Raw genomic sequence first — 11,207 nt, 5'->3', positions numbered from 1 at the left:
TTTACCCATGTCAGACGGACTACGGACAAACGGGGGTAAGGGTCGTGAAGAGGTTCCTGGTGGGGGTGACCGCGCTGGCCACGGCGCTGGTGCTGACAGCGTGTTCCGGCAACGCCGGCGGCGGCGCGCCCGGTGGCGGCGCCGTCGCGCAGGGTGACCCGGTGGCCGAATCCACCGCGCCCGCCACGTCTTCCACGCCGGCCACGTCCTCGTCCTCGGCGACGCCTACGCCGAGCAGCAGCGCCAAGCCGACGTCGTCGAAGCCCAAGCCGCCGCCCAAACCGAAGCCGACCCCGAAGCCGGCGCCCAAGCCCGCTCCGAACGCCGCCAACGTCCCCTGCAAGACCGCGCTGGCGACGCCGGGTGTGAGCGCCTGCGTCGACCTCTCCTCGCTGAAGACGTGGCTGCTGCAGGACGGCAAGGTCATCTACGGCCCCGTCAAGCAACTGCCCGGCAAGAAGGGGCACGCGACGCCGACCGGTGTCTTCCGCGTTTCGGCCAAGGTCAAGAACTACCACTCCAGGGAGTTCGACGCGCCGATGCCGAACTCGGTGTTCTTCCTGCCGGGTATCGCTTTCCACACCGGCAGCCTTTCCGTGTACTCGCACGGCTGCATCCACCTTTCCACGGCGGCTTCGCAGAAGTACTTCTCGACGTTGCAGAACGGCAACGTGGTGCAGGTCGTCGCCTGATATTGCGGTTCGGTTGCTTTGAGGTAAAGGAAAGCTCCGAACGGCAATGACTTCGCCCTCTCCGCCGACGTGTCAGGACACGCCGGAAACGGGAGAAGTCGATGGGCGTTCGGGTACTTGCTCGCATAGTCGCCGTGCTGTCGGTTTCCCTCTTGCTGTTACCGGGATGGGTGGGCGCTCCGGAAGCGACCGGAGCGCCCACTCTGCCGTCCGGGTTCGTCCTGCGGGATCAGCCCAGCGGCCAGGCCGCGTTCGATCTGACCGATTTCGCTTACCTGCCCGACGGTTCGGTGCTCAGTACCGGAAAGGGCGGCAAGGTCGCGTGGGTGTCCACCACCGGTCAGCCGCGCACGATCGCGACGCTGCCGGTCCACAACCGCGGTGACCTCGGTCTGGTCGGCCTCGCGGTCGCCCCGGACTTCGCCACGTCGCGCCACATCTACCTCGCGCGGTCGTTCGGCACTACCGGCGGCGCGTTCACCATGCGGGTGGCGCGCTGGACGGTGACCGGCGCGGACGAGCCCACCGGTCTCGCGAACGAACGCGTGCTTCTCGATCTTCCCGGTATCCACGAAGTCCACGGCATCACCGGGATCGTCGCGGCGGCCGACGGCACGGTGTGGATCGCCGTCGGGGACGCGGCCGATTTCACCAGGATGGACCCGGGCGCGCTGCGCTCGCTCGACCTCGACCAGCTCTACGGCAAGATCCTGCACGTCACCGCGGACGGCGCCGGTGTCCCGGCCAACCCCTATTTCGCCGCCGGGACGCCGAATTCCGCGCGCTCCAAGGTCTTCTCCAGCGGCTACCGAAGCCCGTTCCGGTTCACCCTGGATCCCAGCACCGGCCTGCCGGTCGTCGGCGATGTCGGCTGGACCACCTGGGAAGAGGTCGACGTCGTGCAGCCGGGGGCCGACCACGGCTGGCCCTGTTGGGAAGGGAACCATCCGACACCCGGCTACTCCGGCCTCGCCGCCTGCGCCAACGTCGTGAACACCCCGCCGATCACCGAATACCACCACGGTTCAGGACCCGACGAAGGCAACAGCGTCACCGCCGGGATCGTCTACAGTGGATCGTCCTATCCGGACGAATACCGGGACGCGTTCTTCTTCGGGGACTACGTCACGCAGAAGATCTGGACGCTGAAGTACGACAGCCAGGGCAGGCTCGTCCAGGCGCCGCAACGGCCACCGAAGTTCACCGGCATCGGTGGTCCGGTCAAATTCGCGGCGGCGGCCAACGGTGACATCGTCTACGCCGACATCTACACCGGGAGTCTGCGGCGGCTCAGCTATCCGGGCACGAACGCGGAACCGGCCGCGGTGGCGACGTCGAGTACCGATCCGTCGACGAGGACGGTGACCTTCGACGGCGCCGGCTCGTACGACTTCGACGGAGATCTCCTTACCCACCACTGGGATTTCGGAGACGGCACGAGCCAGACCGGCGCCAGAGTGAGCCACGCCTACGCCGAGGGCGTGGAAAGGGCGACCGCGCGGCTCACCGTCACCGACGGACTCGGCGCCACCGGCAGCACGGATCTCGTCGTGGCGCCGGGAAACCATTCGCCGCAGGTGAACCTGACGGATCCCGGCGCGCGCACCTTCGCGGTCGGTGAAGCGGTCGGCGTCGGCGCGACGGCCTCCGACGTCGAGGACGGCGCCTTGGCGGTCACCTGGACCACCCTGATCCGGCATTGCCCCCAGGAAGCCACCTGCCACGCGCATCCCGGCACCTCCGGCACCGAGCCTGGATTCTCCCTCCCCTTCACCGATCACCAGGATTCCCGCGTCGAGATCACCGCGACGGTGACCGACAGCGCCGGGGTGAAGGCGAGCAGGACCTACGTCGCGATGCCGCGTGAACACCGGTTGACGCTGGTCGCGAACGTTCCCGCGGCGCTGGGCATCCCGGCCGAAGGCGGGGTCGCGACCGCCATGGTGACCGAGGGCGCGACGTTCGAGGTCGAGGCCGCCGCGGTCGCCGCGGACGGTGTCTCGACGTTCGCGAACTGGTCGGACGGACGGACCACGCGCACGGGCACCCTCACCGTCCCGGCGCACGACCTGACACTGACCGCGAACTACCTCACCCCGATCGACAAGCGCTACCAGGCCGAACCCGCGCTGCGGCAACGACTCGGCGCGCCCGTCGGGCCCGAGGTCGCCGACGGGACCGTGCGCTACCGGCCGTACGCGGGCGGCAGGCTGTACTGGAGCGTCGAGACCGGGGTGAAGCAGATCGAAGGCCAGATCCTGGCCAAGTACCTCGCGCAGGGCGGGCATCGGATGTTCGGCCCGCCCGGTACCGACGAGTCGCCGACCCCGGACGGCGTCGGCCGGTACAACCACTTCCCGCACCGGCCCGCCACGATGCTGTCGTCGATCTACTGGACGCCGTCGACGGGCGCGCATCCGGTGTACGGCCGCATCCGGGTGAAGTGGGCGGCGCTGGGCTGGGAACTCGGGCCGATGGGCTATCCGGCGACGGACGAGTTCGGGACGCCGGACGGGACCGGCCGGTACAACCACTTCAGCAAGAACGCGTCGATCTACTACACGGTGGCGACCGACGCCAAGGCGATCTGGGGCCGGATCCGCGTCCGCTGGCAGGAGCTCGGCTGGGAGAGCGGGCCGCTCGGCTACCCCGCCACCGACGAGTCGGTGACCCCGGACCGCGTCGGCCGCTACAACCACTTCACCAAGGCCGGCTCTCTCTACTGGACGCCGTCGACCGACGCGCGCGCCGTCTACGGGGCGGTCCGGCAGCGCTGGGCCGCGCTCGGCTGGGAGGGCTCCTACCTGCGCTATCCGACGACGGACGAGTTCAGCATCCCGATCGGCCGTCAGAGCACCTTCCAGGGCGGGTACGTCACCTGGAACCGGAGCACGGGGCAGGTGATCGACAGGCGCAGGTGATCACATTTCGGTAAAGCCACTCGAAGGAGTGAAATGCCCACCTCGACCCCGTCGATGAGACGTTCGACTGGGGAAAGGGGCCCTTCTTCATGCCTTCGAGAATTCGTGCACTCTGTCACGCCCTCGTGACCTTGATGGTGGCGGCGCTGCTCGTGCCGTTCATGACCACCGCCACGGCGTCCGCGGCGCCTACGCTGCCTCCCGGCTTCGTCCTTCGGGACCAGCCGAGTGGGCAGGCGCCATACGACCTGACCGATTTCGTGTACCTGCCCGACGGATCGATCCTGACCACCGGCAAGAGCGGCAAGGTCGCCTGGGTCTCCACCACCGGGCAGGTTCAGACCATTGCGACGCTGCCCACCCGCAGCACCGGTGACCTCGGCCTGGTCGGGATCGCGATCGCGCCCGACTTCGCCGCTTCGCGCCAGCTGTACACCACCCGCGCGGTCAACGTCGCCGGTGGCGGGTTCGTCCTGCGCGCCTCGCGCTGGACGGCGACCGGCACCGCGGAGCAGCCGACCGGGCTGACGGCGGAGAAGGTACTCGTCGAAGGTCCCGGCAACACCGGCATCCACGGCATGACCGGTGTCGTGGCCGCTCCCGACGGCACGGTGTGGGTCTCCATCGGGGACAACGCCAATTTCGAGGGGGGAGCGGACCCGTTCGCCCTGAACACCTACGACGTCGACAAGATCTACGGCAAGATCCTGCACATGACGGCGGACGGCGTCGGCCTCCCGGCCAACCCGTTCTACAACGCGGCGGCGCCGAACTCGCTGCGGTCCAAGGTCTTCGCGACCGGTTTCCGCAGCCCGTTCCGGTTCAGCATCGACTCCAGCACCGGCCTGCCGGTCGTCGGCGACGTCGGCTGGGGCACCTGGGAAGAGATCAACTTCGTCCAGAAGGGCTCGAACCAGGGCTGGCCGTGCTTCGAGGGCAACCAGCCCACCGACGGATTCTCCGCGATGGCCGCCTGCGGTTCGGCCGTGAACACGCCGCCGATGATCGCGGTCCCTCACGGCCAGGCCGTCGACAACGGCAACAGCATCACCGGCGGGATCGTCTACAGTGGATCCTCCTACCCGGAGGAGTACCAGGGCGCGTACTTCTTCGGCGACTACGCCACGCAGAAGATCTGGACGGCCAAGTACGACGCGCAGGGCCGGGTCGTCCGCGCGCAGGAGACCCCGCCGAAGTTCACCGGCGTCGGCGGCCCGGTCAAGTTCGCGGCCGCGGCCAACGGTGACGTCGTCTTCGCCGACCTCTACACCGGTGTGCTGCGCAGGCTCAGCTACGCCACCGGAAACCAGGCTCCGGTCGCGGTGGCGACCTCGGAGACCGACCCCGCGACCCGCACGGTTTCCTTCGACGGCACCGGTTCCTATGACTTCGACGGCGACCCGCTGACCTACGAATGGGACTTCGGCGACGGCACCACCGGCACCGGCGTCAAGGTCAGTCACTCCTACGCGGCGGGGACCGAGAAGTTCACCGCCAAGCTGACGGTGAAGGACGGGTTCCAGGCGTCCGGCAGCACGGACGTCGTCGTGGCGCCCGGAAACCACTCGCCGAAACTGACCATGACCGACCCCGGCGGGCAACTGTTCGCGGTCGGCGAGCAGGTCAAGGTCGGCGCGACGGTCACCGACACAGAGGACGGCGACCTCCCGGTCACCTGGACCACGCTGGTCCGGCACTGCCCGGAGAACGCGGTCTGCCACGCGCATCCGGACCACGGCGCCACCGGCCCCGAGTTCACGATGCCGTTCACCGATCACACGGACTCCAACCTGGAGTTCACCGCGACGGCGACCGACAGCGCCGGCGTCTCGGTTTCGAAGACCTATGTGGCGAAGCCGCGCGAGCACCGGCTCACGCTGACCGCCACCACCGCCGCCGCGCTCGGCATCACGCCCGAAGGCGGTGTCGCCTCGGCGATGGTGGTCGAAGGCGCGACGGTGGAGATCCAGGCCGCCGAAGTCGCCTCGGACGGCGCGTCGACCTTCACCGGCTGGTCGAACGGCGCGGCCGCGAGGCTGACCAAGGTCACCATGGGCACCACCGACCTGACGCTGACGGCGAAGTACATCACGCCGATCGACAAGCGCTACCGCGACGAACCCGCGCTGGCGCAACGACTCGGCGCGGCGACCGCACCCGAGGTGGTCGACGGCACGGTCCGCTTCCGCACCTACGAGCGTGGACGGCTGTACTGGTCGAAGGACACGGGCGTCAAGCAGATCGAGGGCAAGATCCTCGAGAAGTACCTCGCTTCGGGCGGCCACAAGGCCTTCGGCCCGCCCTCGACCGACGAGATGACCACGGCGGACACCACCGGGCGGTACAACAACTTCCCGTACTGGCCCGGCAAGATGGAGTCGTCGATCTACTACACGGTGAACACCGGCGCCCACCCGGTGTTCGGCCGGATCCGGGTGAAGTGGCTGGCACTGGGCGCGGAAGCCGGTGAACTCGGCTACCCGAGCACCGACGAAGCGGCCACCCCGGACGGCACCGGCCGGTACAACCACTTCAGCAAGGCCGCCTCGATCTACTACACCGCGGCGACCGACGCGAAGGCCATCTGGGGCCGGATCCGGGTGAAGTGGGCGGCGCTGGGCTGGGAAACCGGTCCGCTGGGCTACCCGTCGACCGACGAGACGGCGACCCCGAACGGTGTCGCCCGGTACAACCACTTCACCAAGAACGGGTCCATCTACTGGACGATGGCCACCGACGCCCGCGGCGTGTGGGGCGAGATCCGCAAGCGCTGGGCCGCGCTCGGCTGGGAGTACTCGTACCTGAAGTTCCCGACGACCGACGAGTTCGCCGTCACCGGCGGACGGCAGAACAACTTCCAGGGCGGCTATGTCACCTGGAACTCCACCACCGGTGGGGTCACCGACCGCCCCTGGTAGTCGGCTGAGTGCGTGAAAGGCCCCCTTCCCGAACCTGGGAAGGGGGCCTTTTTCCGTTGCTAGGCCGGGTCTCCTGAGCTTGTCGGTGCCGACTGGTCCTGTGCCATGCGATACCGCAGCGTCCCCGGACGTGACTGGACGGACGACACCTGTGACTGGACGGACGACACGCCCGCGGCCGGGCTCCACCCCGTGTCGTCCGTCTGAACACGCTCGCCGTCCGCCTGGACACGCGTGTCGTCTCTCCAATCACGCGAAACCGCCGCCTGCGCACAGGCCAGCAGAACCGCCAACGCCAAGCAAGCGGGATCACAAACTCGCCGACGTAGGCACCTCGAACACTCTTGGCCCTAACGACCCGAATCACTCACGACAACCCGACCCAAAACTCGCGTGACCTGCGGTGCCGCAGCCAGCCCGCGAACGCCTGTCCACAACATCTCACCGTCCGGCTTGCTACTGAAGAAGGTCCGCCGGTGACGTGCCGGTGGAGGTGAGCGGCAGGCCGAGCGCGACCCGCTCGGTGAGCCAGCCGCTCGGCCGGTAGCGCTGGTCGCCGGTGCTCGCGACAAGGCCGTGCAGGACCCGCAGGACGAGTTCCGCGCCCGCCTCCTGGCCCCAGGTCAGCGGGCCGCGCGGGTAGCCGAGGCCGAGCCGGACGGCGGTGTCGATGTCCTCGGGCGAGGCGAGCCGTTGCCCGGCGATGAAACAGGCGGTGTTGACGATCGAGGCCAGCAGCCGCTGCGCGATCGGGGCGGGGCCGTCGCGGACCACGGTCACCGGCAGCCCGGTCGCGGCGAGCGCGCCCCAGGCGGCGCGGCCCGCGGCCGGGTCGAGGGCGGGGTGGACCGAAAGCGTCAGGCGTTTCCCGTATCCGCCGAGCGGGTCGACGCCGACGACCCGTGACGCCGGCAGCCCGGCCGCGAGTGCGGTGTCCACAGTGGACACACCGGTCGGGGAGACGATCAGCACGGTGTCCGGGTACGCGGTGTGCACGACCTGGATCCCCGCCGCCGTGAGCATCGTGCCGAGGCGTTCGTCGTCGACCCACACCGGCGTCCGCGGCGGTTCCGGCGCGGTGGGCTCCGGCTCGACCTGCTGTGCGCCGTCGACGTAGGTATAGAAGCCCTCGCCGTTCTTGCGTCCGAACAGCCCGGCCGCGACGCGGGGCCGCGTCAGCCACGACGGCCTCAGCCTGGGCTCGCTGTGGAAACCGCTCCAGATGCTTTCCAGCACCGCGTGCGAGACGTCGAGACCGGTGAGGTCGAGCAGTTCGAACGGGCCGAGTTTCAGGCCGAGCACGTCGCGCGCGATCCGGTCGATCTCGGCCGGGGTCGCGATTCCTTCGGCGAGGATCTGCAGCGCCTCGGTACCCAGCCCGCGCCCGGCGTGGTTGACCAGGAAGCCCGGCGCGTCGCGGGCGAGCACGGGTTCGTGTCCCCAGCCGCGGACGAGGTCGGTCATGGCGGGCGGCAGCCAGCCGGCTGTCCGGGCGCCGGGGACGATCTCGACCAGCCGCATCAGCGGGACCGGGTTGAAGAAGTGGAGCCCGACGAGCCTGCCGGGATCGGTCAGCGCGGCGGCGATCTCGGTGACCGAGAGCGAGCTGGTGTTGGTGGCGAACACGGTGTCCGGTCCGCAGACGCGTTCCAGTTCGGCGAACAGCACGCGTTTGATCTCGAGGTCTTCACGGACCGCTTCGACGACGAGATCGACGCCGTCGGCCGGGGCCAGCGGGTCGTCGACCGCGATGAGGCGCCCCTTCGCGGCTTCGGCGGCGTCTTCGGTCAGCTTGCCCTTCGACGCGAGTTTGCCGAGCATCCCGCCGACGTGGTCGATGGCCTTGCCCACCGCGTCCGGCTGCGCGTCCGCGAGTTCGACCTCGAGTCCCGCGGTCACGGCGAGTTGGACGATGCCCCGGCCCATCACCCCGGTTCCGATGACCCGGATCCTGCCGACCTGCTCCGCCCACTTCTCCACCGCGAGCCGCCTTTCCCTCGATGTCGTCCCCGGCGTGACGTTAGCCGCCGTGCCGGTATCTCGCCCGGAAGGGTGATCTGTGCCCCAACCGGCGTAAGGCCACCGATCCGGCGCTGTCCCACCCGTGAAAACCGAGTGTTCCGCGCACCACGCCCGAAGGGAAACCTCCCATGGTCACCGTCCCCGCCGCCGCGTCCGTCCGCACCACCCCCTTGCTCCTCGTCGCAGTGCTCTTCGGCGCCGTCGCGGCCTTCTTCGCGAGCCAGACGCTGTGGCCGCTCGCCGCACTGGCCGTCGTGGTCGCGGCCGGCGTCTTGGCCGGTGGCGTGTGGCTGACCGGCCGTCGCGGGAGCCGCGAACTCTAAGCACGTTTTCCCGCCGAGAGCTGATTCAGCACAGCTCTAAGATCGCCCTGTGACGGCGAGACGGTTGACTCGGGAAGAGAGTCGCGAGCAGACCAAACAGCGCCTGCTCGCGGCGGCTGCCGAGCTGTTCGCCGAACGCGGCGTCAACGGCACTTCGGTCGAGCAGATCGCCGAACGGGCCGGCTTCACCCGAGGCGCGTTCTACGGGAACTTCGATGGCAAGCACGAACTGGTCGTCGAGTTGCTCCGCCGCCGAACCGTGCGCGAGGCCGAAGAGGTCGCCGCGTTGCGGGAGGGCGTGGGCTCCTTCGCCGAGCTGATGGACCGGTTGCGCGTGTGGAACGTCGAGCGCGCCGAGCACCTCGCGGGCTGGCTGACCCTGCGCACCGAACTGACCCTCTACGCCCTGCGGAATCCCGAGGCGCGGCCGCTCGTCGGCGAAGGCGAGAAGTCGACAAGGGCGCTGCTGGAGACGTCGGTCAAGACCGAACTCGCGGCGCGCGGCGCGGAACCGCCCGCCGACCCGGCCTTTCTCGCGCTGATCCTGCACGCGCTCGAAGACGGCCTTCTGCTCCAACGTTTCCTCAGTCCCGAGGGGACCGGTGACGAGGACGTGGTCGACGCCGTCCAGTTGCTGATGCGCTCGTGGACCGCGCTCAGCCGGTCATCTTGATCCCGGTGAATTCGGCCATCTGACGGGTTCCGTGCGCGAAGAACGCGTCCGACGGGTCGACACTGCCGACGTACTGGCCGAAAAGCTCGAAGTTGATCATCCCGAACAGCTGGGTCCAGGCCATGATCAGCCGGGACCCCGTTTCCGGGCCCAGGTTCACCTTGAGGATCTGAGTGACGGCGTCCAGCTGATCGAGCAGCTCGACGGGCATTTCGCCGACCTCGGTTTCGACCCGCAGATCTGCGTCGCGCAGGACCGCGACCAGGGCGAACGCCACCCGCCCCGCCGGCGTGATGGTGTCCTGCGGGGCCTGGTAGCCGGGGATCGGCGAGCCGTAGATCAGCGCGTACTCGTGGGGATGCGCCTTCGCCCAGGCGCGGACCGCGCGCCAGATCGCCTCCCACCGTTCGAGTGGGCTCGCCTTCGGGTCGCCGGCGGCTTCCGCGGCCTCGCCGACTGCGTCGTAGGCGTCGATGATCAGCGCGGTCAGCAGCTGCTCACGGCTGGCGAAGTAGCGGTAGAGCGCCGACGAGACCATGCCCAGCTCGCGCGCGACGGCGCGGAGTGAGAGACCGAGTGCGCCGACCTCGGCGAGCTGGCGGCGGGCTTCGTCCTTGATCTCGCGGGTGAGTTCGGCACGGGCGCGTTCACGTGCGGTCTGGGTGGCGGCCATGCTCTCACTGTAGAGCATCGCACCAAAACGAGAGCACTGCTCTTGACAGCGACTGGCGCTCTGGTGTTCACTGCTCTTAACAGAGAGCACTGCTCTCCCGAACTTCAGGAGCCGAGATGACCACCACGCGCTACATCAAGCCGGCGAAGGCGACCAACGCGTTCAACGAAATGGTGCTCAAGCTGACGAAGCTCGGTGTCAGCGTGGTCGGCAGCCGGGTGCTCTCGGTGCGCGGACGGAAGAGCGGCGAGCTGCGGTCGGTCCCGGTCAACCTGCTGAAGCTCGACGGCGAGCGCTACCTGGTGGCGCCGCGGGGTGTCACGCAGTGGGTGCGCAACCTGCGGGTCGCCGGTGAAGGTCAGCTCAGCGTCGGGCGCCGCACGGAGACGTTCACCTACACCGAGCTGACCGACGACGAGAAGCCCGTGATCCTGCGCGCCTACCTCAAGCGCTGGAAGTTCGAGGTCGGCGTGTTCTTCGACGGGGTCGACGCCAAGGCTTCCGACGAGAAGCTCCTGGAGATCGCGCCCGGCTACCCGATCTTCAAGATCAGCTGACGTCTTCTCTTCGCGAGGTTCAGCGGTGAGCGAGCTAGTGTCCTGCGCCGGAGACTCGCGCGATGCTGCCTGGACCCTCTTGCGTCGCCGAATGGCTCCCCGGGCGTGATCAGGCGCCGCACTCACGTGATCAGAGGCGTATCTCGCGTGATCAGGCGCCGCACACTAGGACTCGTCCGAAGGTGCCTTCCGCGAGCGGCGCGCGGTGGCCGCCACCAGCACCACTCCGACCAGGAACGCGACGAGCCCGATCAGGAACCACAATTTCTGCCCCGTCATGAAACTGCCGGTCAGCACGCCGGCGCCCTGGAGCACCCAGACGCCGCCCACCAGCAGGAAGACCAGCCCGATCGTGAGCGTGACCCAGCGCTTCATGTCCTGCTCCCCGCCTCGACGTGTCTCCCGGGAATTCTGTCACCGGGAGCGGT

At 68.8% G+C, this 11,207-nt stretch carries 9 protein-coding genes; 6 read left to right on the top strand and 3 right to left on the bottom strand.

What is annotated here, in order from left to right; translation table 11 throughout:
• The first annotated feature begins 44 nt into the window (after positions 1-44).
• The 3 genes from ACLJRL_RS11200 (at position 45) to ACLJRL_RS11190 (ending at position 6,531) form a co-directional block, all read left to right on the top strand.
• Positions 45-692 (top strand): L,D-transpeptidase, encoded by a 648-nt coding sequence (locus tag ACLJRL_RS11200; RefSeq protein ID WP_410656018.1) that lies wholly within the window; start codon positions 45-47, stop codon positions 690-692.
• A gap of 101 nt (positions 693-793) precedes the next feature.
• Positions 794-3,613: a PQQ-dependent sugar dehydrogenase gene (locus ACLJRL_RS11195; protein WP_410656017.1), complete on the top strand. Its 2,820-nt coding sequence runs from the start codon at positions 794-796 to the stop codon at positions 3,611-3,613.
• A gap of 89 nt (positions 3,614-3,702) precedes the next feature.
• On the top strand, positions 3,703-6,531 hold the full coding sequence (locus ACLJRL_RS11190) for a PQQ-dependent sugar dehydrogenase (RefSeq protein ID WP_410656016.1): 2,829 nt from the start codon (positions 3,703-3,705) through the stop codon (positions 6,529-6,531).
• 456 nt (positions 6,532-6,987) lie between these two features.
• On the opposite strand, the gene ACLJRL_RS11185 is transcribed toward ACLJRL_RS11190, so the two are convergent.
• Complete coding sequence (locus ACLJRL_RS11185; RefSeq protein ID WP_410656015.1) at positions 6,988-8,511, bottom strand: 3-hydroxyacyl-CoA dehydrogenase; 1,524 nt, start codon at positions 8,509-8,511, stop codon at positions 6,988-6,990.
• Between the two features lie 170 nt (positions 8,512-8,681).
• Between ACLJRL_RS11185 and ACLJRL_RS11180 the strand changes: the two genes are divergently transcribed.
• Together ACLJRL_RS11180 and ACLJRL_RS11175 are read left to right on the top strand one after the other, a co-directional pair.
• Positions 8,682-8,876 carry a hypothetical protein gene (locus ACLJRL_RS11180; RefSeq protein WP_410656014.1) on the top strand — a complete coding sequence of 65 codons (195 nt, stop codon included), beginning with the start codon at positions 8,682-8,684 and terminating at the stop codon, positions 8,874-8,876.
• A 49-nt stretch (positions 8,877-8,925) separates the two neighbouring features.
• A complete protein-coding gene (locus ACLJRL_RS11175) occupies positions 8,926-9,549 on the top strand; it encodes a TetR/AcrR family transcriptional regulator (protein WP_410656013.1) in 624 nt (207 codons plus the stop codon).
• Here ACLJRL_RS11175 and ACLJRL_RS11170 read toward each other — a convergent pair.
• On the bottom strand, positions 9,533-10,222 hold the full coding sequence (locus tag ACLJRL_RS11170; protein WP_410656012.1) for a TetR/AcrR family transcriptional regulator: 690 nt from the start codon (positions 10,220-10,222) through the stop codon (positions 9,533-9,535). The two genes, ACLJRL_RS11175 and ACLJRL_RS11170, sit on opposite strands and share 17 nt — an antisense overlap.
• Before the next feature lie 116 nt (positions 10,223-10,338).
• Between ACLJRL_RS11170 and ACLJRL_RS11165 the strand changes: the two genes are divergently transcribed.
• A complete protein-coding gene (locus tag ACLJRL_RS11165) occupies positions 10,339-10,779 on the top strand; it encodes a nitroreductase/quinone reductase family protein (RefSeq protein WP_410656011.1) in 441 nt (146 codons plus the stop codon).
• A 165-nt stretch (positions 10,780-10,944) separates the two neighbouring features.
• Here the strand turns inward: ACLJRL_RS11165 and ACLJRL_RS11160 are convergent, their stop codons facing one another.
• Positions 10,945-11,154 carry a hypothetical protein gene (locus tag ACLJRL_RS11160; protein WP_410656010.1) on the bottom strand — a complete coding sequence of 70 codons (210 nt, stop codon included), beginning with the start codon at positions 11,152-11,154 and terminating at the stop codon, positions 10,945-10,947.
• Positions 11,155-11,207 lie beyond the last annotated feature (53 nt).

It is taken from the genome of Amycolatopsis sp. lyj-112 (assembly GCF_046549055.1).
GTDB lineage: Bacteria > Actinomycetota > Actinomycetes > Mycobacteriales > Pseudonocardiaceae > Amycolatopsis.
Note: the sequence above shows the minus strand (reverse complement) of the source record. Positions and strands in the feature narration are given on the sequence as shown.

Coding starts and splice junctions, on each gene's coding strand:
- ACLJRL_RS11160 (WP_410656010.1), bottom strand. CDS start 11,154: ATGAAGCGCTGGGTCACGCTCACGATCGGGCTGGTCTTCCTGCTGGTG.
- ACLJRL_RS11195 (WP_410656017.1), top strand. CDS start 794: ATGGGCGTTCGGGTACTTGCTCGCATAGTCGCCGTGCTGTCGGTTTCC.
- ACLJRL_RS11170 (WP_410656012.1), bottom strand. CDS start 10,222: ATGGCCGCCACCCAGACCGCACGTGAACGCGCCCGTGCCGAACTCACC.
- ACLJRL_RS11165 (WP_410656011.1), top strand. CDS start 10,339: ATGACCACCACGCGCTACATCAAGCCGGCGAAGGCGACCAACGCGTTC.
- ACLJRL_RS11190 (WP_410656016.1), top strand. CDS start 3,703: ATGCCTTCGAGAATTCGTGCACTCTGTCACGCCCTCGTGACCTTGATG.
- ACLJRL_RS11180 (WP_410656014.1), top strand. CDS start 8,682: ATGGTCACCGTCCCCGCCGCCGCGTCCGTCCGCACCACCCCCTTGCTC.